The following is a 24,080-nucleotide window of genomic DNA, read 5'->3' as shown; positions in this document are numbered from 1 at the left end:
GAGAGCTCGAGCAGGGGCAGCCCGGTCACGGCCGCCAGACCGATGATCGGGGCGCCCAGCGCGCCGAAGGAGACCGGGGCGTTGTTGGCCAGGGCTGCCACGCGGATGGCGGCGAGGTCACCGACCCCGAGCCCGATGAGGATGGGGGCGACAACGGCCCACGGGTAGCCGAAACCGACCAGGCCCTCCATCAGGGCGCCGAACGACCACGCCATGAGGAGGGTCTGCACGCGGATGTCGGCCGTGGCCTGGTGGATCAACCAGCCCTTGAAGTCGTCGAAGGCACCGGTGACGACCAGCGTGTTGTAGATGATCACGCCCCAGAAGACGATCCAGTCGACCGACCACACACCGGTGGCCGCGCCCAGGCCGTAGGCCGTGAGCGCGTGGTCCCAGGGCTCCTTCCAGACGAAGATGCCGAGCAGCACGGTGACGACCGAGCCGATGATCACGGCCCGCCACGCCGACATGCGCAGCCCAGCCAGCAGGATGAGCAGGACGGCGACCGGCACCAGCGCGAGCAGCGTCACGCCGGCGAGGGTGCCGATCGGGTCCAGTGGCTGATGGAACACGTGCGCTCCTACCCGGCCGGGCGGCGGACAGCGGGAACGTCCCGGCCTGCCGGGAAAGGCTGATCACGAATGCCTGTATGTCGGACGCTGCCTTCCGCTGCAAGATTCTGCTCGGGACCCGAACCGTTCGCAACAGATGCACCCCCGCCCCGGTGCAGAGGCCGGTCGTGGTCGACGGCAGGATGGGACGAGTGAGCGCGTCGAGGAATCGGTCCGGCAGGCGCCTCCTCGGGCTGTCGTGGGCGCACCTGCTCAACGACGGCGCCGCCAACTACCTTCCGGGCGTGCTCCCCGCGGTGCTCGTCGCGCTGCACCTGCCGGTCAGCACGGCCGGTGCCCTCATCGCCGCCCTCACGATGGGTCAGGCGCTGCAACCGGTGACCGGGTGGCTCGCCGACCGGCTCGGCGGCCGCAGCCTGGTCGTCGGGGGGCTGCTGCTCAGCTCGCTCGGCGGCGCCCTGCTCGGCTTCGCCGGGTCCACCTGGCTGCTCGTGCTGCTGCTGCTCCTGATCGGTGTGGGCAACGCCTGCTTCCACCCCCAGGCCCTCGCCGGCGTGCGCACGATCGTCGAGGGGCGGCAAGGACTGGTCACCTCCGCGTTCCTCGTCGGCGGCGAGCTCGGTCGTGGCCTGTGGCCCACGGTGGCCAGCCTCGTGGTGAGCGGCCCCGGGTTGCGGTGGCTCTGGCTGGTGGGCCTGCCCGGGCTGCTCACCGTCCCGGTGTTGTGGCGAGTCGCTCCCAACCTGGAGCCGCGGCCACGGACGGGACAGCGGATCCGGTGGGCACGGCATACCCGTCCGATGGTGGTGCTGGTGGGCTACCAGTGCGTGCGGGCGTTCACGATCTACGTACTTGTGACCTTCATCCCGATCCTGTGGCACCTGGGCGGCGGGTCGCTCGTCCAAGGGGCCTCCATCATCTCGACCATGGTGACCGTCGGCGTCGTCGGCAACCTCTGGGGTGGGCACCTGACCGACCGGTTCGGCCGGCTCCCCATGCTCGTCACCTCCGGGGTCGCCAGCGCCGTGCTGATCGTGCCGGTGATCCTGCTGGGCGGCGTGTGGGTCTGGGTGTTCGCCGCGGTGCTGGGGGTCGCGCTGTTCCTCACGGCCTCGACCACCATCCTCATCGGTCAGGACACCTTCCCGGAGAACCGGTCGATGGGCTCGGGCATCGCGCTGGGCCTGGCCAACGGCGTGGGAGCGTTCCTCGTGCTGCTCGTCGGGCTCTGGGTGGGCAACGACAACATCACCGTCGTCTTCTGGGCAGTGGCGGCGCTGACGCTGGCATCCGCTCTGCTGGCGCTCGCCCTCCCGGTGTCCTTGCGCGGCCACACACACCCGTCCGGCCGGGCAGCGGCGACTCAGGCCGACGACTCCGCCGCGGACTGACCGCCCGCGTCGGGCCCTCCCTGCGGTCCGGAGTGCTCCGGGGACCTCTGTCCGGAGTCCGCGGAGTCCCCGGACCCCTCGGGCGCGTCCTGCCCGGGGCCACCGCCGCCGGAGTCCTCCCCGGAGTCCCCGGAGTCCTCGGCGCCCTCCTCGTGGTGGTCACCGTCGGGCTGCAGGAGCTTGGACTGCGACAGCAGGATGGTGCCGGCGCCGATGAGGACCGCACCCGCGACGGCTGCGTAGACGAAGATGCCCTGCCGGGTCTGCTCGTTGAAGACGACGAGGCCGTAGGCGACGGACACCAGGGGGTTGGTCAGTGTGAAGCCCGGTTGCGAGGCCACGAGGTTGCCGGCGGCGAGCGCGTTCTGCAGCAGGAAGAACGACGTGGGGGCGATGATGCCGACCCCGTAGGTCTGCCACGTCAGGAAGATGCTGCCGCCGTGCGAGACCGAGGCGCCGACACCGGCGATGAGGGAGGAGTTCAGGCCGAAGATCCCGCCGGTCGCGACCCCGAGGAAGGCCGCCCGGTGCTCGTCCTTGCCACGGTAGCCGAGCACGACCAGCGTCCCGACCCCGAGCAGCGTGGCGGCGATGGCGATCGCCCAGGTCAACGGGTCCACCTTGTACGCGGACCCGCCGTGCGGGGCCAGGTTGCCCACGAAGGCACCCAGCCCGACGGAGGCCATGGCGATGGCGGTCCAGTCCCGCTTGCTGACCGGGAGGTGGAAGGTGATGGCCGCGAGCACCAAGGTGAACGGCAGCTCGGCGACGAGCAGCGGCTGGACCATCGCGATCTGCGAGATCGAGATGGACACCGCGTGCAGCAGGAAGCCGGTGATCATCGTGAGGATCCCGAACACCCAGACCTTCCGGTGCACCAGGTCCCAGAACATGCGCAGCGAGAACTGCGCGTCGGTCGCCTCCTTCTTGCTCGCCTTCCGCTGCAGGACCGAGGCGGAGGCGTTGCAGAAGGCCGCCAGCAGCATCAGGCCGACGCCGAGCACCGGTTCTCCTTGCCTGTGGGATCCGTCACCGGCTCCTCCTTCGCATGGGTGACACTCGGTCGGCCAAGGACGGACCCCTCCTACCCCGTCGGCGCGGCCGTCACGCGCGACGGCGGGCGCGGGCGTCACGCGCGGCGGCCGTGCCGGGTGCGGTCGGGTGGCCCGGTCTCGGGGATGGCGTGCGGGCGGCGGTGCCGGGTGCGGTCGGGTGGCCCGGTCTCGGGGATGGTGTGCGGGCACACGGAGGCCGCCGGGCACCACGGTGCCCGGCGGCCTCAGCGGGAACGGCGACTCGTCAGCTCGCGAGCCGTCCGACGGAACGGCTCCGCACACGCCGGCCCCTGCTCGCCGTGCTGGTCCGTGGACGGCTGCCGCGCCGCACCACGGTGAGCGTGAGCACGACCGCGGCCACCGCGACGAGGGACAGGAGGGCCAACCCGATGCCGTAGGACCCGGTCCGGCCGTAGAGGAAGCCCATCACCAGTGGGGGCAGGAAGCCGCCGAGCCCACCGGCGGCCCCGACGACGCCGGTCACCGCCCCGACGCTGCCGCGGGGGGTGCGCTGCGCGACGAGGGCGAAGGTGGCTCCGCTGCCGACGCCGAGCGCAGCCGCCATCGCGAGGAAGGCCAGCGTGCCCACCGGCATGAGCGGCGGCGTGAAGGCCTGCGCAGCCGCAGCGACGGCGGTGACCCCGAGGGCGGACGCCAGCACCGGCACGGGGGCCAGACGGTCCGACAGCCAGCCGCCGATCGGCCGCAGCAGCACGGCGAGGAGCACGAAGCCGGCCATGCGGTTGGCGGCGTCCGCGGGAGTGAGGGCGTAGGCGGTCTTGAGGTAGGCCGGCAGGTAGACCGAGAAGGCCACGTAGCCACCGAAGGCGACGGCGTAGAGCGCTGCGGCCTGCCAGGTGATGCTGAGCCGCGCGGTGGCGGCGAGGCGCCGGGACAGCGGCTCGGTGGGCACCACCCGGCTCGGGCTGTCGCGCAGCACGAGCCACGAGACGGCGGCGTAGGCGGCCAGCGCCACGGCGGTCACCAGGAACGGAGTGGTCTGGCCCAGCCCGTCGACGAGCTTGACCGTGGTCAGCGCACTGATCGCGGTGCCGCCCATGCCCGCACCGAAGACGCCGATGGCGAGGCCGCGGCGCTCCGGCGGGAACCACGCATTGACGAACGGCACGCCCACGGCGAAGGCGGTGCCGCCGATGCCGAGGAAGAAGCCGCCGACGAGCAGGCTCGTCAGCGAGCCCTGGCCGGCATACCCGAGGAAGAGGACGGGGACGAGCGTGGCGAGGGAGACCAGCGGGAACATCACCCGGCCGCCGAACCGGTCGGTGAGCGCGCCGACGGGGATGCGGCCGAGCGAGCCGACGACCACCGGGACCGCCACGAGGAGGGCGACCTGGGAGGGGGACAGGGACAGCAGCTGCTGGAAGCGCGGTCCCAGCGGGCTGAGCAGGGCCCACGCCCAGAAGTTGAGGGCAAAGCCGGCGAGCGCGAGCGCAAGCATGAGGCCCGGGTGACCGGTACCGCGCGGTGGCGCGGCCGGGGGCTGCGGGCGGGTGTCGTTCGAGGTGGTCATCGGGTCACTTTCGTGGGCGGTGGACCGGGTTGCGGTCCGGTCAGGTGGGGACAGTTCGAGTGTCCGGGGAGAGGCGGCCCGGCAACAGGGACCTTGGGCCCCCTTCCCCCGAGCAGGGAGCGGGTGTGCGCCGGCGCCACCGACGGGGCGGCGGCGGGTGCCCGTGGGCTAGCTCGTGGCCTCGCCGGTCCGGTGGGCGGCGTCGGCGTGCTCCCGGTTGCGGACGACGGCCACCGGGCAGTGCGCCTGCTGCAGTGCCCGCAGGCTGACCGAGCCGAGCAGCAGCCCGCGGAAGCCGCCGCGCCCGCGGCTGCCCACCACGAGCAGCTCCGCGGCCGCGGACTCGGTGACGAGCGCCTCGACCGGCTGGGCACGCACCACCCGGTGGTGCACCGCCACCTGCGGGTACTTCTCGGCGTAGCCGGCGACCGACTCGGCCACCATGCGCCGCTGCTCCTCGACGTAGGCGGCCTGCTGGTCCTCCAGCGAGTCCAGCCGGTGCGGGTGGCCGGACAGGTCGGCCCACCAGGCGTGCATCGCCACCAGGTCGGTGCCGCGTTCGGCGGCCTGGGCGAACGCGTACTCCACTGCGGCGCTCGAGATGGCCGTGCCGTCGACGGCGACGACGATGCGCCGGTGCTCGCGCTCCGGGCGGTGGTCCTCCCGGACCACGACGACGGGGCAGTGGGCGTGCGCGACGACCTGCATCGACACCGAGCCGAGCAGCACCCCGCGCAGGGTCCCGTGCCCGCGTGCGCCGAGGACGATCGTGTCGGCGCGCTCCGAGAGCGTGATCAGGGTCGGCGCGGCGTTGTCGCTGTTGGACTCGCCGGTCACCTCCAGCTCCGGGGCGAGCGCCTTCGCCCGTGCGACCCGGTCTCGGAGCAGCTCGTCCGGGAGGTCACTGGCCAGCTCGGCGGGGGCGACGGCACCGGCGGCGTACCACCAGTTGTCCAGCCCTCGCGCGTGCACGAGGTGCAGGGGCAGCCGGCGGCGACGGGCGTCCTCGACGGCCCAGTCCAGTGCGGCGTCGCTCGAGGGTGAGCCGTCGACGCCGACGACGATTCCGTGGGCTCCGTGGTTCATGGTGCCTCCTTGGTTCCGCGGGGGTGGTCAACTCCACCATCGGTCCGTACGCTGCTGCGGAACAGGGCCCAAGGTCCCTCTGACGCCGCCTCGCAGGTGCGCGCCGCAGGGCGCGACGCGCCGGGAAGAACCCGAGTGCCGGCATACCGCGGCGCCGATAGCCTGAGAACGTGCCCACCACATCCGTCCCACCAGCACCGACCACGGCAGGTCCTCCCCGACGGGTGCTCACCGTCTCGGCCGACATGGGCGGTGGACACGAGGCCACCGCGGCGGCGCTGGAGGAGGCGGTCTGCACGATCTGGCCCGGCACCGAGACCAAGCGCCTCGACACCCTCGACGTGATGGGTCCGGGCATCGGTCCGTGGTTCCGGCGGATCTATGTCAGCAACGTCGAGGACACCCCGTGGCTGTACGAGCTGTTCTACTCCTCGTTGTGGCGCCACCGCTGGTTCACGCGGGCGTCCAAGCGGTTCACCGGGAGCTGGTGCGGGCGGCGCCTGAAGGACGAGATCGACCGGTTCGCACCGGATCTCATCCTGTCCACCTACCCCCTGGGTAGCTCGGGGCTGGCTTGGCTGCGAAGACACCGCGGGCTGCGCGTCCCGACCGCGGCCTACGTCTCGGACTTCTCCCCGCACCCCTTCTGGGTGTATGCCGACCTCGACAGCAACGTGCTCATGCACGAGGTCGCCGTGCCGGTCGCCCTCGCCGGTGAGCCGGGTGCCCGGGTGCAGGTCTGTGCCCCGCCGGTCGTGGGGCGCTTCCACCCGGGGGAGAAGCAGCAGGCGCGGGCCGAGCTCGGGCTGCCCACCGACCGCTTCACCGTGCTCGTGTCGTGTGGCGCCTACGCCTTCGGCGACACCGACGCCACCGTGCGGGCCCTGCTGCGCGCAGCACCCGAGGTACAGGTCGTCGCGGCCTGCGGACGCAACGAGCAGACCAAGCGGCGGCTGGAGGCGTTGGGGGAACCGGCCGAGCGGCTGCTGGCCATGGGGTGGACCGACCAGATGCCGCGCTACGTGCAGGCGGCCGACCTGGTGTTGTCCAACGCCGGGGGAGCGACCGCGCTCGAAGCCCTGGCGACCGGCCGGCCGCTGCTGATGTCGCAGCCGATCGCCGCCCACGGCAAGGCGAATGCCGATCTCATGGTCGTCGCCGGCCTCGCCGAGCTGTGCACGACCACCGAGGCGCTCGAGAACTACGTGCGGGCGGCCGTGCGGGACGCGACGGTCCTGGACCGGCTGACCGAGCGGGCGCAGGCGCACCGGGACGGGCACGACCTGGCGACCGGTCTGCAGACCCTCACCGCTCGCGACCGTGACGGGGGCCGGTGGCGGGTGCGGCCCCAGGACGCGTTCTTCTCCTACGTCGAACGCGGAGCCGCGCTGCAGGAGATCGGCGCGACGCTGGAGCTCGACGAGGTGGCGCCCGGGCAGGAGCTGAGCCGGGACGCGCTGCGCCGGGCCATCGCCGACAGCGTGATCAGCCTGTCCCCGCTGCGGCAGCGGGTGGTCAGCCGGGGCCGGCTGTGGTGGCGGCCCAGCGACGTCGACCTGGACGAGCACGTGACCGTGGAGGAGGTCGCCGGCGGGGCGGGCGCCGTGCAGGAGGCGGTCGACCGCTTCTGGTCGACCCCGATGCGGCGGGACCGGCCCGCGTGGCAGGCCCACCTCGTGCGCAGCGACGGGTCGACGCGCAGCATGCTGGCGCTGCGGATGCACCACGTCTACGGCGACGGGATCTCCGCCCTCGGGCTGTTCGACCGCGTGCTGACGCCCGAGCCCGGTGACCCACTGCGGGAGCGGGCGCCCTCGGTGGACAGCGCCCCGTCCGGGCCGGTCGAGCACGCCAAGCGGGTCGGGCTTCAGGCGGCGCTCACGGTGCGCGGCCTGGCGAGCCTGGCCACGCGCGGCCGCCCACCCTCCCACGCCCTCAACCGACCGGTCGGCGGTTCCGGCCGGCGGACGGTGATGGTCGGCGTGCCACGCACCGAGCTGCGCGCGCTGGGGCGCGCCCACCGGGCGCACACCCACGAGGTCGTGCTGTCGCTGGTCGCGGACAGCCTCGGGCGGGTGCTGGCGCAGGCCGACCTGCTCACCCCGGGGGAGCCGCTGCGGGTCATGCTCCCGATCGCGATGCGCCCGCCGCGGATGGACCGGATCTTCGGCAACTGGACCGGGTCGGTGGCCATCGACCTGCCCACCGCTCCGATGTCCTTCAGCGAGCGGGTCGGTCAGGTGCGCGCGGAGGTCCGCCGCCGCGTCGTCCGCGGTGAGCCGCAGGGCGCCGAGGCCGTGATGCGGATGGCCGGGCACCTGCCTGCGTCGGTGCACCGCTGGTTTGCCCAGACGGTCTACAACCGGCGCTTCTTCAACAGCATCGTGTCCTACATGCCGGCTGCGCGGGGTCCCCGCTGGTGCGCGGGAGCGCGCTGCCGGGCGCTCTACCCCGTCCTGCCGCTCGCCCACGACGTGCCGCTCACGGTCGGCGTGATCCTGCACGACGAGACCGCCGGGATCGGCATCCTCATGTCCGACGAGGTGCCGCTCACCCACGAGCAGGTCCGGGCGGCCGTGCTCGAGGCCGTGCGCGACGCCCGTGCCGAGGCGGGCGTGGACGACGGCGCCGACTCCGGGGACTCCGCGCCCGGCTCCGACCGCTCCGAGCGCTCCGACCGCGCCCCGAACGGCGGGACATGAGCGCGCTCACGTGGCTGGTCGCCGTGCCGGCCGCCATCGGCGCCGCCGCCTCGTTCGGCGGAGCCGGTTTCCTGCAGCACCAGGCGGCGCGCTCGGCTCCGGAGAGCGGGCCGCTGCAGCCCACCCTGCTGGTGCAGCTCGTGCAAATCCCCAGGTTCCGCTACAGCGTCGTGCTCAGCGCCCTCGGCTTCGTGCTCCAGGTGTTGGCCCTGCGCTTCGCGCCGCTCCCGGTCGTGCAGCCGCTGCTGGTGACGGGCGTGCTGTTCTACCTGTTGTTCGCGCGGCTCACCATGCGCAAGAAGCTCGACCGGCTCATCGTGCTGGCCGCGGTGCTGGCGCTGCTCGGGCTGTCCGCCTTCCTGCTCGTCGCCCGCCCCCGGTCCGGGCACGAGCACATCGGCCCCTGGGACGCGGTCTGGCTCGGGATCGCCCTCGTGGCGGCCGTCGCGGTCTGCCTGTCGATCTCCAAGGGCCTGCCCGACGAGTGGAGCGTCGTGCCGATCGCCATCGCGACGGCGTGCTGCTACGGCGCGACCGCCGGTCTGGTGCGCAGCCTGCTCATCTCGGGTGAGCTGCACGAGTTCTTCCTGCAGTGGCAGCTCTACGCGATCATCGTCGTGGCCCCGGCCGGCTTCCTGCTCAACCAGCATGCGTTCCAGGAGGGGGCCTTCGGCTCGGTCGCGGTCGCGACCATCAATGTCGGCGACCCGATCGTGTCGATCCTCATCGGTCTGCTCTGGCTCGGCGACTCCCTGAGCCCGGGGCTGTGGCGGACCTTCGGCGAGGTGGTCGCCCTCGTGGCCATGGCCGGGGGCGTCAGCATCCTGGCGAACCGCGCCCAGACCGTCGCCGACGAGCTGCGCCGGGAGCCGGGGGCCTCGCTGGAGCAGGCGACGTGACCGCCGCGGCACCGGCCGCCGCCGCGGCACCGGCCGCCGCCGCGGCAGCCGGCCCGCGCGCCGAGGGCGTGGTGCCGTGACGTCGCTGCGCGGTGCGCACGTGCTGGTGACCGGCGCCTCCTCCGGGATCGGGGCCGCGCTGGCCACCTCGCTGCACGCGAGCGGGTCGCGCCTCACGCTGCTCGGCCGGGACGAGGCGCGGCTGGCCAAGGTGTGCGCCGGCACCGGGGGCGAGCCGTTGGTCGTCGACCTCGCCGACGCCGGTCAGCGGGCGGAGCTGGCCGCGCGGTTCCGCTCGCGTCCCCCGGACGTCGTCGTGCACAACGCGGGGATCGGCCTCGCCGGTGAGCTCGGCTGCCAGTCCGCGCAGGACGTCGACCGGGTGCTCGAGCTGAACCTGCGCGTGCCGGTCCAGCTGACGCGGGAGTGGTTGCCCGCCATGGTGGCGCGCGGCTCGGGTCACCTGGTCTTCGTCGCCTCGATCGCCGGTGCCCTCGGCGTCGCGGAGGAGGCCGCGTATGCCGCGAGCAAGGGCGGGCTGCTCACGTTCGCCAAGAGCCTGCGCGACGAGCTGGCGCCGAGCGGGATCCGCGTGACCACGGTGCTACCGGGTGTCGTGGCCACGCCCTTCTTCACCCGCCGCGGCAGCAGCTATGACCGCCGCTTCCCTCGACCCCTGCCGGCCGCCCGGCTCGCGGCCGCCACCGTGGCCGCCGTCGAGCACGACCGGACCGAGGTCGTCCGGCCCCGCTGGCTGCGGCTGCCGATCGCGGTGCGTGCAACGGCTCCCGGGCTCTACGCCGCGCTGGCCGACCGGTTCGGCTGACCCGGTCGGCCAGGCGAGGGGTCAGCTGCGCAGGGCGCGCAGCGACTCCTTGAGCGAGCCCATCGTCGCGAGGGTGGCCGTCGGCTCGTAGCCGCAGTGCGCCATGCAGTTGTCGCACCGTGGGTCGCGTCCGCGGCCGTACTTGTCCCAGTCGGTGGTGTCGAGCAGCTCCTGGTAGGTCTTGGCGTAGCCGTCACCCATCAGGTAGCACGGCTTCTGCCAGCCGAACAGCGAGTAGCTCGGGATGCCCCACGCGGTGCAGGGGAAGTCGACCTTGCCCTCGAGGAAGTCGAGGAACAGCGGGCTGTGGTTGAGCCGCCAGCGCTTGCGGTTGCCGTTCGCGAACGTCTTGCGGAACAGCTCGCGGGTCTCCGTGACGCCCAGGAAGTGGTCCTGGTCGGGCGCCTTCTCGTAGGCGTAGGCCGGGGAGACCATCATCTGGTCCACCTTGACCTCGTCGTTGAGGAAGTCGAGCACGTCGATCACGGTCTGCGGGCTGTCGGTGTTGAACACCGTGGTGTTCGTCGTGACCCGGAAGCCGCGGTCCTTGAGCCACCGGATGGCCTCGACCGCCTCGTCGAAGACGCCCTCCTGGCACACCGAGGCGTCGTGCCGCTCCTTGAGTCCGTCGAGGTGGATCGTGAACGCGAAGTACGGGGACGGCTTGAAGTCGAAGCGGTCCCACCACTTGCGCACCAGCATGGCGTTGGTGCACAGGTAGACGAACTTCTTGCGGGCCACGAGCTCGTTGACCATCTTGTCGATGTCGGGGTGCATCAACGGCTCCCCGCCGGCGATGGAGACCATCGGCGCGCCGCACTCCTCGATCGCCCCGACGGCCTGGTCGACCGGCATCCGGCGCCGCAGCTCGTCGGCCGGGTGCTGGATCTTCCCGCAGCCAGCACAGGCGAGGTTGCACGCGAACAGCGGCTCGAGCTCCACCAGGAGCGGGAACTTCTCCCGCTTCTTCATCTTCTGCTTCGCGAGATAGGCAGCCATTCGAACACCTTGGCGAATGGGCATGTTCATCTCTTCCGCACCTCCTTGGGCAGGGTGAAGTGGACGTTCTCTTCGGTGACGTCGCGGGACACGACGTCGAGCGGGCCGAGGCCGCCGAGAGCGGCGACCACCTCGTCGACCAGTGCGGTCGGTGCGGAGGCGCCGGCGGTCAGTCCGATCGTATGGGCATCGACGAGCCAGTTCAGGTCGATGTCGCCCGCCTCGTCGATGAGGTGGGCGGGGGTGCCGAGCCGCTGCGCGGTCTCGACGAGTCGGCGGGAGTTGGACGAGTTGGCCGAGCCGACGACCAGGACGACGTCGGAGTCGGTGGCCACGGCCTGCAGCGCCTGCTGGCGGTTGGTCGTGGCGTAGCAGATGTCCTCCGACGCCGGACCGCGCAGGCCGGGGAACCGCCGCCGGAGCACGTCGACGATCCCGTCGACCTCGTCGGCGGCCAACGTGGTCTGGACCAGGTAGGACACCCGGCCGGGATCGGGCACCGTCACCGTGGCGGCCTGCTCCCGGTCCTCGACCAGGACGGTATGTCCGGGCCGCTCACCCATCGTGCCCTCGGTCTCCTCGTGACCGGCATGGCCGATGAACAGCACGGTGTCGCCCGCATCGGCGAACCGCCGCACCTCGGCATGAACCTTGCTCACCAGGGGACAGGTGGCGTCGATGACGTCCAGGCCGTGGGAGTTCGCCTCGGAGCGCACGGCGGGAGAGACGCCGTGCGCGGAGAAGATCACCGGGAGACCCTGTGGCACCTGGTCGAGCTCGTCGACGAAGACGGCGCCGCGGGACTCCAGGTCCCGCACCACGTGGGCGTTGTGCACGATCTGCTTGCGCACGTAGACCGGAGCACCGTGCTGCTCGAGGGTGCGCTCGACCACGTCGACGGCCCGGACGACCCCGGCACAGAAGGACCGCGGACCCGCCAGCAGCACCTGCCGCGGTGCCAGGGCGCGGCCCCAGTCCGCCAGCGGACCGCCCACCTCGCGCAGGCGGCGCACGGCGCTGGTGAGCCGGGGGACCGTCGCCGGTCGCAGGAGCGGGGCGGAGGCGTCGTCAGCGATGACGCGGACGACCGCCGCGGCAGTGGGCCGGGCCGAGCTGAGGAGCCACGCCGACTCCATGTCGACGCAGCGCACGCCGTCGGCGGCGAGATCGGCGCGCTCCCGGTCACTGACCACGTGGTCGGTGCTGAGCACCGGTCCGGTGTGCACCCGCAGACCGGACCGGGCGAGCTGGCCGGCCAGCAGCGGGGCGCTCGGGCAGGGGACCGGTGCACCGGCCCCGCGGACCTCGGTCGCGACCACGACGTCGCCGCTGCGGACCTGCGGGTCCACCCCACCGGCGATGCCGACCACCGCCAGCGCACTGGCCCCACGCAGCGTCGGGTCGGCGCCGGCGAGGCCGGCACGCCGGCGGCCCACGCCGATCCGCCTGATGCGGCCGTGCGGCAACCCGCGCGCCACCGACCGGGCCTCCGGACGGGACGGTGCGCAGACGGTGAAGGGGATGGTCATCGGCGGCTCCGCAGGCAGCGCGCGAGGGCGCTGATGGGGAACACCATCCGGTAGAGGTGGTAGTTGATGTAGAAATCGCCGGGGAAGCCGGTCCCGGTGAAGTACGGCTCGTCCCAGCCGCCGTCCGGCTCCTGGTTGCGCACGAGCCAGTCGACCCCACGCCGTGCGGCCGCACCGTCGGCCTGACCGGCCGCTTCGAGCGCGATGAGGGCCCACGCCGTCTGGGAGGGCATCGACTCGCCGCGCCCGGCCCACGACGCGTCCTCATAGGAGCGCAGGTCCTCACCCCACCCCCCGTCGGCGTTCTGGCGGCTCTCCAGCCACTGCACGGCGCGCCGGATGGGGGCACTGTCGGGAGAGTGCCCGGTGAGCACCAGCGCCGGCACCGCGGCGCCGGTGCCGTAGACGTAGTTGGCGCCCCAGCGGCCGTACCAGGATCCGTCGGCCTGCTGGTGGTCCAGGAGCCACTGCACCCCGCGCCGGGCGGCGGTGCCGTCCCCCCGTCCCTCCCGGGCGAGCATCTCCACGACGTGGCCCGTGACATCCGAGCTCGGCGGGTCGATCACCGCCCCGAAGTCGCAGAACGGGATCTGGTAGGCGAGCTCGTCGGTGTTGTCCACGTCGAAGGCCGCCCAGCCGCCGTCGGAGCACTGCATTCCCTCGACCCAGGCGATGCCGCGCTGCGAGGCGGCCGCGGCGCGCGGGGTGTCGGGGGTGCGGTGCAACGCCATGACGATCTCGGCGGTGTCGTCGATGTCGGGATAGTTGTCGTTGTCGAACTCGAACGCCCAGCCGCCGGCCGGCAGCGTGGGCCGCCGGACCGCCCAGTCACCTCGGACGCGGATCTCTTCGTCGCACAACCACTCCCCGGCCTTCGCCAGCGCCGGGTGGTCGCGGTCGACGCCGGCGTCGCCGAGCGCGATGAGCGCCAGCGCGGTGTCCCACACCGGGGACTGACAGGCCTCGATGCGCCGGATGGGCCCCTCGGGTGTGTCCTCCCGGATGGTGAACCGCTCCCAGCCCTGGAGGCCCTGGGCGATCACCGGGTGGTCCAGCGCGTAGCCGAGCTCGTGCAGGGCCATGAGGGAGTAGACCCACGGCGGCTGGATGCCGCCCCAGCCACCGTCGGCCTCCTGGCGAGCGATGATCCACTCGGCGCAACGACCGATCGCCTGCTGGCGCAATGGCTTCCGCGGCAGCTTTTCGTAGCGCTGCAGCACCCGGTCGAGGGCGTGGAACGCCTTCCCGGCCCGGGTGAGCGTGCGGCCCTGCGGGCGAACCGGGGTGCGCGGGTCGGCATACAGCTCACCGAGGCGCACGGGGATCGGGCGACGGGAGCGCAGCGCGGACAGGATCGTGAGCGGCACGATCGTCTGGCGCGCCCAGCAGGAGAAGTTGTAGACGTTCAGCGGAGCCGACTTGGGCAGGAAGATCATCTCCGGCGGGAGGGCCGGCACCTCTGCCCAGTCCCACAACCCGAACAGCGACAACCAGATCCGCGTGAACACGCGGGTCTGCTCGAGCCCGCCGAGGTCGAGGACGACCTCACGGGCCGCCTTGAGGTGTGGTTCGTCGGCACCGTCCCCGGCGAGCTTGAGCGCGAGGTAGGCCTCGACGGTGGTGGACAGGTCCGGCGGTCCGCCGTAGAAGGTGGCCCAGGAGCCGTCACTGCGCTGCTGGCTGCGGATCCACCGCGCGGACTGCTCGGTCTGCTCGGCGGTCCGCACGCCGAGGAACTCCCGCATCAACAGGTCCTCGGCGTCCATGGTGACGTTGGTGGCGAGTTCGGCGTGCCACCAGCCGCCCTCGTGCTGCATGGACAGTAGTCGCTCGACACCCCGCTGCAGGGCCTCCTGCCCTGCGGCGTGGTCGGTGTCGAGAGGCGACCCCCCGTGCGTCATGGTCATCCTGGAACGTCCTCCGTCGGTCTCAGTCGTGCCGCGATGTGCGGCGGTGGTCTCGTGCGTGGTCGTCAGTGGTCCCGCGTGGCGAGCTGGTCGGTGAGGTCCCGAAGGCGGTCGTGCACCTCTTCGGGCAGGGCGAGACCGTCCAGCGCCGCCAGCGCGGCGGCCCGCTCGTCGTCGGCGGTGCGCTCGGCGAAGTCCCGTCCACCGGCGTGCTCCACGAGCGTCGCCGCCTCGCGCAGGAGTGGTTCGTCCAGTGGCTCGCGCCGGAAGTACAGCTCGCCCAACCGGCGCCCCGCGTCCGTCTCGGAGGCGAGGGCCGCCACGACGGGCAGCGACTTCTTGCGGGCGCGCAGGTCGGACAGCACCGGCTTGCCCGTGCGCTCCGGCCTTCCCCAGATGCCGAGCAGGTCGTCCACGGCTTGGAAGGCGGCACCGAGGTGGTCGCCGAATTCGGCCAGCCCCACCGCCATCGACGCGGGAGCGTCGACCAGCACGGCGCCCAGCGAGGCGGAGCAGGCCAGCAGCGCGCCGGTCTTGTCGCGCTCCATCGCGAGGCACTCCTTGGGAGTGACGTCGCGGCGCTCCTCGAACGCCAGGTCGGCTGTCTGCCCGGCAATCAGGCGCCGTGTCGCGGCGGACAGGCAGCGAACGGCCCACGCCGCGGTCCGGCTGGGTGACTCGGCCAGCACCTCGCAGGCCAGGGACAGCATCGCGTCACCGGCGAGGATCGCTGACGCGCTGCCATAGACCGACCAGGCCGTCGGCTGGTGCCGCCGCTCGGTGTCGCCGTCCATGATGTCGTCGTGCAGCAGCGAGAAGTTGTGCACGAGCTCGCAGGCGACCGCGGCGGGGATGCCGTCCCGTGCCGGCGCGCCGGCTGCCTGGGCGGACAGGAGCGCGAGCATTGCACGGATCTGCTTGCCCCCGGCGGAATCCGGGGTGCTCGTGTCGATGCCGGCGGCATCCCAGAACCCGAGGTGGTAGCCGCACACCTTGCGGTCGTCGGCGTCCAGCCGGTCCAGTGCGCGCCGGACGCCCTCACGGGCCAGGCCGCGCGCCTCATCGAGGCTGTCGGTCATCGGCGCTCTCATCTGGGGTCCTCGCAGAGTTGTTCGGGGGAGCGGAGCGGAGGAGGAGAACTCTGTGGGGTTCTCATGCCGTCACCTCCTGAAGGGGTGGCTGGGAGCGTGGGGAGTCAGCCGTGCGCGGTCGGGACGGACGACCGGGTATGCCGTGTGGTCCCGTCGCGCTCGTCTGCGTCGCCGACCGCGAAACTCTAGTGCCCAGCAGGACATCCGTCGCGGCGAGCCCGCTGCGGACCGCGCCCTCCATCGTGTCGGGGTAGCCGGTAGCGGTCCAGGCGCCGGCGAGGACGAGCCCGTCCAGAGCGGTTCGGGCCGGCGGCCGCAGCCGGGCCGTGCCCGCCACCTGGTGGAAGGTCGCTGCCGGCTCGCGGGTGACGAAGGCGTCGAGGACCCGGGCCGCGCGCAGCGCGGGCAGCAGCTCCGCGAGCGCCGAGACCTGTTGCGCCTGAATCCGTTCGCTCGGCCACGAGGCAACCTCACCAGCAGACGACACGGAGGTGATGAGGTACTGCCCGTCGGTGACGCCCGCTTGCAGCGAACGGTCGAAGACCCACTGCACGGGGGAGTCCGGCGCGGCGGCGAACGATCCGAACAGGTGCTCGCCGGCGGCGACGTCGAGGACGCGGCGGTCGACCCGCAGGTGCAGGTTGAGGATCGGCGAGGCGCCCAGACCCGTCCACGACCCGCTGTCACAGCCCGCGGCGTCCGGCACGATCCGGGCCGCCTGCGGGTGCGGGACGGCGAGGACGACGCCGTCGACGGGCACCTGCTCGGGTCGGCGGTCTGCTCCGGAGCGCACGGCCACGGTGAACCCCTCAGGGGTCGGCGCGACGGCAGAAACTTTGCTGCGCAAGTGGATCGAGACACCGAGTCGTTCCATCGTGCGCTGTGCCGCGTCATCGTGCAGCCGTGACAGCGGGGCCACCGGGATGCCGATGTCGCCGGCGTCGACGGCCGAGAGCAGCCCCTGCTGGAAGACGGTTGCGGCCAGCGCGAGGGAGGCCTCGTCGGGGCCGGTGTTCAGGGCGGCCACCGTCACCAGCCCCCACAGCCGCCGGAGCGTCTGCTCGTCCTGTCCGTGTCGACGCAGCCAGTGGCCGAAGGTCTGCTCGTCGGTCGCAGGGTCGCTCGGGTCCAGCCGCCCGAGGGCCGCGGCGGCGACCGAGGCGCGTAGCCGCTGCCGGGGTGAGAGTCCGGCATACCCGGTCAGGGCGGGCAGCAGGTGCAGGGGAGCGGGGCCGAGCCGGCCGCGCCGCAGCCGAGTTCGCACTCCGCCAGGCAAGAGGACCGGGATGTCCATGCGCGGCTGGAGGGGAGCCAGGTCGGCCACCCCGAGCCGTGCCAGCAGCCCGCGGTAGGCGGTGTAGCAGCGGAGCAGGACGTGCTGACCGGTGTCGGCGTGCAGGCCGTCCCGGTGGAACGAGGAGGCGACGCCACCGAGCCGCGGCCGCCCCTCGAAGAGGGTCACCCGGCAGCCGGCGTCGGCCAGGCGGATCGCTGCGCTGATGCCGGCGAGGCCGCCGCCGACCACGGCGACGTGCCGGGCAGGGGCGCCTCGATCAGGTGACCTCCCGGGTGTCGGTGCGTGGGTACGGCCGCTCATGCAGCCCTCCGCAGCAGCGCCTTCGCCGCCACGGCTGCCTTCGCCCGCGGCGACAGCGACAGCCGGGCGGAGCGGATCGGTTCGGGGTCCTCAGCGATCTGGGCGAGCAGCCGCCGGTAGATGCCGGCCATGGCCGCGGTGCAGGCCGCGCTGCGTCGGTCCAGCAGGGGCAGCAGCTGCAGCCCCTCGGCGTACCAGCGCTCGGCGCGGTCGGCCTCGAACCGGACGAGCGCCGTGAAGCGCTCGGGTGGGTCCTGCAGGACCGCGTCGGGCCCGACGTCCAGCGTGCAGCCGAACCGGTCGAGGTCCTCCTGCGGCAGGTAGACCCGACCGACGAGCCGGTCCTCGCGCAGGTCGCGCAAGATGTTCGTCAGCTGCAGGGCGAGGCCCAGCGTGTTGGCCAGCGGCTGGGCCTGCACGCGCCGCGGCGGGTTGTAGACGCCCAAGGAGATCCGGCCGATCGAGCCCGCGACGCACCGGCAGTAGAACACCGTCTCCTCGAAGGTCTGGTAGTGCCGGCCCTCGACGTCGGCCTCGCAGCCGTCGATGAGCTCGCCGAACGCAGGCAACGGGATCGGCAGCCGCTGGGCGGCGTCGCACAGCGCCACGAGCACCGGGTCGGAGGTCGCGGTGTCGAGGTGGTCCAGGTCGTGCCGGGTCTGCTCGAGCAGGCGGCGCTTGGCGCCCCGGTCGAGGTCACCGTCACCGATGTCGTCGATGCGCCGGGCCAAGGCGTAGACCGCTGACAGGGCACGCCGTTTCACCGGTGGCAGGAGGCGTATGCCGTAGGAGAAGTTGCGGGCCTCGGCGCGGGTGATCTGCTCGCACCGGGCGTAGGCCTGCTCCAGGCTCAGCGAGCTCATCCGGGCCACCTCACCGTCGCGGTGAGCCACGCCCTGGCGATGTGGCTCTTGCGCGGCTTGGGCACCCGGGTCAGGGGGTCGTAGCCGCAGCGTCGCAGCTCCGCGGCGGCCGCTCGGCCCCCGGCGACGTAGCCCGACACCGCGAGGCGCCCCCAGCCCCGCAGGGTGGAGACCAGCGGGGCGCCGGAGTCGAGCCAGGCGAGGGCACGGTCGGTCTCGAACGCGAGCAGCGCCCTCAGTTGCGGTGAGGCCGCCGCCGCGGCGAGCTCGTGCTCGGTGACGCCGAAGCGGCGCAGGTCCTCCTGAGGCAGGTAGACGCGTCCCTTGGCCGGGTCCGCGAAGTCCTCGGCGACGTCCTGCCAGTGCTCGAGCAGCTGCAGGCCGGTGCAGATCCGGTCGGACAGCTCCAGCCGCTCCGGCGTGGCCCGGTCGACGACGTGCAGCACGATGCGCCCGACCGGGTTGGCGGAGAGCATGCAGTAGTCGAGGAGGTCCTCGAAGGTCTCGTAGCGGGTGACCTTCTGGTCCACGACGTTGGCCTCGACCAGCGCGAGGAGGGGGTCGGCCGGCAGGGCGCACTCGACCACGGTGCGGCGCAGCCCGCGCACGACGGGCAGCGTCGGTGCGTGCCCGGCATACAACCGGTGGATGTCCGCACTGACCTCGTCGAGCAGGTCCGTGCGCGAGTCCGCGGCCGCCTCGTCGCCGAGGTCGTCCACGAACCGGGCGTAGCGGTAGACCGCCACGAGGTGCTCGCGCAGCCGACGGGGCAGGACGCCCGGCGCCACGGGGAAGTTCTCCCCGGACATGCTGGCGGCCGGATCCGTGAAGGGTCGGCCGGACGGCTCCGGCAGCGCGTCCCCGATCCGGTAGGCGCCGACGCTCACGAAACCCCCCGGTGTCCGGCGAGGTGCAGGTGCGGCTGGCCGTCGAGCGGCGCGGCGTCGAGCTCGCCGTCCTCGAGACCGATCATGACCGCCTGGGCGATCCCGTCGGCGTCGAGGCCGTAGCGCGAGAGAAGGTTGGCCCGGCTTCCGTGGGGCAGGTAGTCGACAGGTAGCCCGACGGTGCGCACCGGCACGTCACAGCCGAGGTCGGTGAACGCCTGCGCGACGTGGGTGCCGACACCGCCCTCGCGGATGCCGTCCTCGACGGTGACCACGAGCCGGTGCCCGGCGGCGAGGTCGGCGAGTGAGTGGTTGACCGGGTGCACCCAGCGTGGGTCGACGACGGTGCACCGGATCCCGCGCTCGGCGAGCTGGTGGGCGGCGGCCAGCGCCGGCTGCGCCATGGGGCCGACGGCCACCAGGAGCACGTGGGGACGGGCCGGACGGTGCAGCAGGTCCAGGCCGCGCCAACAGGCCACGGCTGGGGTGTCCTCGGAGGCGCTGGCCTTGGGGAAGCGCAGCGCGGTGGGCCCGCCGGTGTGGGCGACCGCCTCGGTCAGCTCCTCGGTGAGCCGGGTGGCGTCGCGCGGTGCGGCGATGTGCATGCCGGGCACGATCGACAGCATCGCGAGGTCCCAGATGCCGTGGTGGCTGGGCCCGTCGGGACCGGTGATGCCCGCCCGGTCCAGGACGAACGTGACCGGCAGCCGGTGCAGACCCACGTCGAGCAGCGCCTGGTCGAACGCACGGCCCAGGAAGGTGGCGTAGACCGCGACGACCGGGTGCGCACCGGCCATGGCCAGACCGGCGGCCGAGGTGACGGTGTGCTGCTCGGCGATGCCGGTGTCGAAGCAGCGCTCGGGGTAGCGCTGGGCGAAGGGCGCCAGCCCGGTGGGCTCCACCATCGCGGCGCTGAGCGCGACCACGTCGGTGTGCCGGTCGCCGAGGTCGACCAACGCGTCCGAGAAGACCTGGGTCCAGCTGCGGGCGCCGGCACTGGCCGGCTTGCCGGTGGCGACGTCGAGCTTCCCCACGGAGTGCATCCGGTCGTGCTCGTCGGTCTCGGCGGGCCGGTAGCCCAGTCCCTTGCGGGTGAGGCAGTGCACCACCGTGGGACGTCCGTGCTCGCGGGCCTGCTGCAGCGCGTCCTCGAGCGCGAGCACGTCGTGCCCGTCGACCGGGCCGAGGTAGTGCAGGCCGAGGGCGCCGAACAGGCTGTGCGGGTCCGCCACCTCCCGGTCGTCCGTGGGCGTGCCGCCCAGCCGGGCAACCACGTCGGCGTAGCCCTGGTGCTCGACGAGCCGCCGCAGGTGCCGCGGCAGGCCCCCGACGGTGGGCGCGTAGGAGCGCCCGTTGTCATTGAGCACGATGACGACCGGGCGGCCGGAGGCACCGAGGTTGTTGAGTGCCTCCCACGCGAGCCCGCCGGTCATCGCGCCGTCCCCGACGACCGCGACTACGGTGCGGTGCTCGCCACGAAGGGCGAAGCCCTTGCTCAGCCCGTCGGCATACGACAGGGCAGTGGAGGCGTGGGAGTTCTCGACCATGTCGTGGCGGGACTCGGTGCGGTTCGGGTAGCCCGACAGTCCGTCCTGCTGGCGCAGCGTGCCGAACCCGGCTCGACGTCCGGTGAGCACCTTGTGCACGTAGGCCTGGTGCCCGGTGTCGAAGACAATGGGCTCCTGCGGGGAGTCGAACACCCGGTGCAGCGCGATGGTGAGCTCGACCACGCCGAGGTTGGGGCCGAGGTGTCCGCCGGTGCGGCAGACGGTGTCGATGAGCAGCTCACGCAACTCCTGGGCGAGTTCGGCGAGCTCGGGAGGCCGCAGCGAACGGACGTCCCCGGGTCGAGTGAGGGTCCCGAGCGATGCCATCGTCGCGCCTCCGTCCGATTGCCTCTGCGTTCGAGGCCCGGCGGGCGACTGGCGGATATATCGGGCCCCGAACTGTTCTTCCCCTCATTGGAGCATCTTCGAGGCGGGTCCGCTACTTCAAAGCATCGTGTCCCGACGTCTTTTCGATGAACTCGGTCGACAGGTGCTCGAGAAACTCGGCGGAGATCTGCAACCGGCCGGCGATGCGCTCGAGCTCCTGCAGGTGGGCGGCGGCGAGCTCCTCGAGCAGGGCCCGGCCGGAGTCGGTGAGCGCGACCCGGACGATGCGCTGGTCGTTGTGGTCGGGGCACCGGGCCACCAGGCCCATGGCCTCGACGCGGCCGATGAGCTCGACGGCGCTGTTGGGACGGACCATGAGGTAGTCGGCGACCTGACCGGTGCTGGGCGCCATGTCACCGGGGTGGGCCCGGATGGCGAGCAGCAACTGGTGCTGCTGCGGGCTCAGGCCGCGCAGGCTCGCCTGTTGCTCGCTCCACCGCATGTACTGCCGGATGGCGTGGCGGACGGTGAAGAGCAGCGCGTACTGGTCCTCGCTGAGCCCTTCCATGGCCGCCATGATAGGTCGCGCGGCTGCGTTCGCCCGGTTAGCGTCGGGAGCCGTGGATGGTGGCGCACCCTCGAAGGGCAACGGGCTGCACCGACCGCCCGAGGGCAAGGTGCTGAGCCGGGCCGCCGTGCCGGCCGGCCTGGCGATCGCGGCCGCCTGGTGTTGGCGCCTGCTCATCGTGTCCGTCACCTTCCTCGCCCTGGTACTCGTCTTCAACACGCTCTACCTGGTCGTCCTGCCGGTGCTGTTCGCCCTGCTGCTGTCCGCCCTGCTGCACCCGCTCGTCCTCCTGCTGCGACGGCTGCACTTCCCACGGGCGCTGGCGACGTGGGGGACGGTGATCATCGCCTTCCTGGTGCTGGGCGGGATCGGCTGGTTCGTCGTGCAGCAGACGGCGGCGAACTACACGCAGCTCGTGCACGAGGTCAACGGCCTGGTCAGCCGGCTGCGGACCTACCTCGACCGACTCCCCGGGACGAACAGCGTTCAGCTGCAACAGCTCCAGCAACGCCTCGTCAAGGGCCTGCAGCAGCACAGCCAGAGCATCGCCAGTGGCGCCCTCACCGTGGGAACGGTGGCGGGCGAGCTGGTGACCGGCCTGATCGTGATGTTCTTCGTCACCTTCTTCTTCCTCGACGAAGGGGATCGGATGTGGAGCTGGACGGTCCGGCTCTTTCCCCGGAACGTCCAGCAGAGCGTCCGCGGCGCGGGTTACCGCGCGTGGCGTGTCCTGTCCGGCTGGGTCGTCGGCACCGCGATCATCGCCTGCTTCCACGGAGTGGTGATCGGCTTCGTGCTGTTCCTGCTCTCGGTGCCGCTGGCCGTGCCGCTCGCGGTGCTGGTGTTCCTCGGGAGCTTCATCCCGATCGTGGGGGCCTTCCTGTTCGGCGGGCTGGCGGTGCTGGTCACGCTCATCACCCAGGGAGTGGTGCCGGCGCTCATCCTGCTGATCGTCCTGGTCATCGAGAACCAGATCGAGGCGCACCTGTTGCAGCCGTTCATCGTCGGCCGGGCCGTCCGGCTCCACCCCGTGGCGATCGTGCTCGCCCTGACCGGCGGTGGCCTGATCGCCGGCATCTTCGGCGCCATCCTCGCCATCCCGGTCGTGGCCGCCGTCCACGCCGCGGTCAAGTACCTCACCGGCGTCGAGGACCTGCACGGCAACTCGCGGCGGGTCGACAGTGACCGCATGGCTCCCGAACCTCCGCCGGAGTACGCGCCGCTGCCCATCTATGTCTCGCCGTTGGTCGTGCCCGATGAGGAGGACGAGGACGGCCAGGAAGGGAGCGGCGCAGCGGGACCCGGTGCCGACGTGAGCGGGGACGGCGGCCGACCGCCCGGCCTGGGTGAGCACACGCCGCCACCCGGCCCGCGCAAGGAGGGCTGATCCCTCAGCGGGGGTCGCCGTCACCACGCGGTCTGCGCCGCACCGGTCGCCGGGTGAGCGGGCCGGCGGTGCGGGGCAGCTCGGCGACCTGCCGGGAGGACGCCCGCAGCCGCGCGGCTGCCTGCTGCGCGCGGCTGAGCCCGCTGACGGCCTCCTGCCACTGCTGGCGCCGGCGCGCCCGCTGCTCCACGTCGAGGTCGCGCAGCACCCGCTCGACCGACGCCAGCAACGGGTCCCGCAACAGCCACGCGGCGGGGCTGTCCGGCGCGTCCACGGTCAACAGGTCGGTGAGCCGCGCCCGCGTCTCGCGCAACGACTCCAGGGTCGTGGTCAGCGCCTCCTCGGCCTCCCCCGCCGCGGGGCCGGCGTCCACGACGACGAGCCGGCCGTAGGCACGGAAGGTCGAGGCCAGGTCCTGGACCAGGACGGCGAAGACCTGCCGGAGGGTCTCGGCATACGCTTCCTGTCCGTCCTCCTGCTCGTCGGGGGCGCTGTCGGCGAGGGCACGGAAGAGGGCCCGCAGGGACGCGACGGCGCGCTCCAGGGAGTCCAGACCGCTGCGCAGGATCGGCTCCGGGTCATGGGTGCCGGCGGCGCGGACGTTGAGCCGACGGCTCTCGGCCGCCTCGACCAACGCCCGGTCGGCCGTCTCCACGTTCCGCCCCAGGTGGCGTGACTCGTCCAGCCACTCCAGTGCGACCTGGTGGGTGAGCCGGTGTGGTGCCTCCCCGGCCACCCGGTCGAGGAAGTCCCCGACGGAGTCCGCCACGGCCTGCACGCTGCTGGCGGCGTCACGGACCCGCCACGGTGGAGGGACGACGACGTTGAGGAGCATCCCGACGCCCGCGCCCACGAGGGTCTCCACCACGCGCGTCGTCGCGAGCGACTCGGGGCTGGCGAGGCCGAGCACGAGCATCGCGCTGATCGGCGTCTCGAGCAGGAACTCCTGCAGCCGCAGCAGGTACCCGACGAGGATGGCGGCGGCGATGATCGTGCCGAGGCTCCACCAGGTGAGCCCGACGAAGGAGGAGAAGAGCACCGCGAGGACCACCCCGGTGACCACCGCGCCGACCCGCCTCACCCCGATGGTGAGCGTGGAGTACAGCGTCGCCTGGACCACGAGGATCGCGGTCAGGGGACTGGTCAGGGGACGGGAGTCGGGGTAGATGGCATGGGCGATGAGGTACGACACCATGGCGGCCGCCGTCAGTCGCAGCGTCCGGAAGAGCGCCTGACGCCCACCCTGGCGCGCACGGAGCTCGACCGTGCGGAGGAGCCGGCGGATGCGCTCGCTCACGGAGGCCTGCACCTGCACA

At 72.6% G+C, this 24,080-nt stretch carries 19 protein-coding genes; 5 read left to right on the top strand and 14 right to left on the bottom strand.

The window, feature by feature from the left end; genetic code table 11:
* On the bottom strand, positions 1 to 572 hold a 572-nt coding region (locus VFL99_RS10700; RefSeq protein ID WP_325106340.1), incomplete at its 3' end, for an L-lactate permease.
* 191 nt (positions 573 to 763) lie between these two features.
* On the opposite strand from VFL99_RS10700, the gene VFL99_RS10695 reads away from it, so the two are divergent.
* Positions 764 to 1,963 carry an MFS transporter gene (locus VFL99_RS10695; protein ID WP_325106339.1) on the top strand — a complete coding sequence of 400 codons (1,200 nt, stop codon included), beginning with the start codon at positions 764 to 766 and terminating at the stop codon, positions 1,961 to 1,963.
* Here VFL99_RS10695 and VFL99_RS10690 read toward each other — a convergent pair.
* The 3 genes from VFL99_RS10690 to VFL99_RS10680 form a co-directional block, all read right to left on the bottom strand.
* Positions 1,936 to 2,967: a DMT family transporter gene (locus VFL99_RS10690; protein WP_325106338.1), complete on the bottom strand. Its 1,032-nt coding sequence runs from the start codon at positions 2,965 to 2,967 to the stop codon at positions 1,936 to 1,938. The genes VFL99_RS10695 and VFL99_RS10690 overlap by 28 nt on opposite strands.
* A gap of 295 nt (positions 2,968 to 3,262) precedes the next feature.
* Positions 3,263 to 4,549, bottom strand: coding sequence for an MFS transporter (locus tag VFL99_RS10685; protein WP_325106337.1), 1,287 nt, complete (start codon positions 4,547 to 4,549; stop codon positions 3,263 to 3,265).
* Between the two features lie 168 nt (positions 4,550 to 4,717).
* Positions 4,718 to 5,635 (bottom strand): universal stress protein, encoded by a 918-nt coding sequence (locus VFL99_RS10680; RefSeq protein ID WP_325106336.1) that lies wholly within the window; start codon positions 5,633 to 5,635, stop codon positions 4,718 to 4,720.
* A gap of 170 nt (positions 5,636 to 5,805) precedes the next feature.
* On the opposite strand from VFL99_RS10680, the gene VFL99_RS10675 reads away from it, so the two are divergent.
* The 3 genes from VFL99_RS10675 to VFL99_RS10665 all read left to right on the top strand — a co-directional run bounded on the left by VFL99_RS10675 (position 5,806) and on the right by VFL99_RS10665 (position 10,062).
* Entirely contained in the window at positions 5,806 to 8,337 is a 2,532-nt protein-coding gene (locus VFL99_RS10675; protein WP_325106335.1) for a wax ester/triacylglycerol synthase domain-containing protein, read from the top strand.
* Entirely contained in the window at positions 8,334 to 9,236 is a 903-nt protein-coding gene (locus VFL99_RS10670; RefSeq protein WP_325106334.1) for a DMT family transporter, read from the top strand. Before VFL99_RS10675 ends, VFL99_RS10670 begins: the two co-directional genes overlap by 4 nt.
* Positions 9,237 to 9,312: 76 nt before the next feature.
* Positions 9,313 to 10,062, top strand: coding sequence for an SDR family NAD(P)-dependent oxidoreductase (locus VFL99_RS10665; RefSeq protein ID WP_325106333.1), 750 nt, complete (start codon positions 9,313 to 9,315; stop codon positions 10,060 to 10,062).
* A gap of 21 nt (positions 10,063 to 10,083) precedes the next feature.
* Here the strand turns inward: VFL99_RS10665 and hpnH are convergent, their stop codons facing one another.
* The 9 genes from hpnH to VFL99_RS10620 all read right to left on the bottom strand — a co-directional run bounded on the left by hpnH (position 10,084) and on the right by VFL99_RS10620 (position 21,377).
* Positions 10,084 to 11,061, bottom strand: coding sequence for an adenosyl-hopene transferase HpnH (hpnH, locus tag VFL99_RS10660; RefSeq protein ID WP_325106332.1), 978 nt, complete (start codon positions 11,059 to 11,061; stop codon positions 10,084 to 10,086).
* 26 nt (positions 11,062 to 11,087) lie between these two features.
* Complete coding sequence (ispH, locus tag VFL99_RS10655; RefSeq protein ID WP_325106331.1) at positions 11,088 to 12,590, bottom strand: 4-hydroxy-3-methylbut-2-enyl diphosphate reductase; 1,503 nt, start codon at positions 12,588 to 12,590, stop codon at positions 11,088 to 11,090.
* Positions 12,587 to 14,497 (bottom strand): squalene--hopene cyclase, encoded by a 1,911-nt coding sequence (gene shc, locus VFL99_RS10650; RefSeq protein WP_325106330.1) that lies wholly within the window; start codon positions 14,495 to 14,497, stop codon positions 12,587 to 12,589. Before shc ends, ispH begins: the two co-directional genes overlap by 4 nt.
* Before the next feature lie 65 nt (positions 14,498 to 14,562).
* Positions 14,563 to 15,576, bottom strand: a complete 1,014-nt coding sequence (locus tag VFL99_RS10645; RefSeq protein ID WP_325106329.1) for a polyprenyl synthetase family protein — start codon at positions 15,574 to 15,576, stop codon at positions 14,563 to 14,565.
* A 73-nt stretch (positions 15,577 to 15,649) separates the two neighbouring features.
* Entirely contained in the window at positions 15,650 to 17,185 is a 1,536-nt protein-coding gene (hpnE, locus tag VFL99_RS10640) for a hydroxysqualene dehydroxylase HpnE (RefSeq protein WP_325106328.1), read from the bottom strand.
* Positions 17,182 to 18,048 carry a squalene/phytoene synthase family protein gene (locus tag VFL99_RS10635; protein ID WP_325106327.1) on the bottom strand — a complete coding sequence of 289 codons (867 nt, stop codon included), beginning with the start codon at positions 18,046 to 18,048 and terminating at the stop codon, positions 17,182 to 17,184. The genes hpnE and VFL99_RS10635 overlap by 4 nt, the downstream gene beginning before the upstream one ends.
* Positions 18,045 to 18,935, bottom strand: a complete 891-nt coding sequence (gene hpnC, locus VFL99_RS10630) for a squalene synthase HpnC (protein WP_325106326.1) — start codon at positions 18,933 to 18,935, stop codon at positions 18,045 to 18,047. The genes VFL99_RS10635 and hpnC overlap by 4 nt, the downstream gene beginning before the upstream one ends.
* Positions 18,932 to 20,809 carry a 1-deoxy-D-xylulose-5-phosphate synthase gene (dxs, locus tag VFL99_RS10625; RefSeq protein ID WP_325106325.1) on the bottom strand — a complete coding sequence of 626 codons (1,878 nt, stop codon included), beginning with the start codon at positions 20,807 to 20,809 and terminating at the stop codon, positions 18,932 to 18,934. Before dxs ends, hpnC begins: the two co-directional genes overlap by 4 nt.
* A 112-nt stretch (positions 20,810 to 20,921) precedes the next feature.
* Positions 20,922 to 21,377 carry a MarR family winged helix-turn-helix transcriptional regulator gene (locus tag VFL99_RS10620; RefSeq protein WP_325106324.1) on the bottom strand — a complete coding sequence of 152 codons (456 nt, stop codon included), beginning with the start codon at positions 21,375 to 21,377 and terminating at the stop codon, positions 20,922 to 20,924.
* Positions 21,378 to 21,429: 52 nt separating this feature from the next.
* Between VFL99_RS10620 and VFL99_RS10615 the strand changes: the two genes are divergently transcribed.
* Positions 21,430 to 22,764: an AI-2E family transporter gene (locus VFL99_RS10615; RefSeq protein ID WP_325106323.1), complete on the top strand. Its 1,335-nt coding sequence runs from the start codon at positions 21,430 to 21,432 to the stop codon at positions 22,762 to 22,764.
* A 4-nt stretch (positions 22,765 to 22,768) separates the two neighbouring features.
* Here the strand turns inward: VFL99_RS10615 and VFL99_RS10610 are convergent, their stop codons facing one another.
* Positions 22,769 to 24,073: an FUSC family protein gene (locus tag VFL99_RS10610; protein ID WP_325106322.1), complete on the bottom strand. Its 1,305-nt coding sequence runs from the start codon at positions 24,071 to 24,073 to the stop codon at positions 22,769 to 22,771.
* Between the last annotated feature and the right edge of the window lie 7 nt (positions 24,074 to 24,080).

The sequence above is a fragment of the Segeticoccus sp. genome (assembly GCF_035708005.1).
Note: the sequence above shows the minus strand (reverse complement) of the source record. Positions and strands in the feature narration are given on the sequence as shown.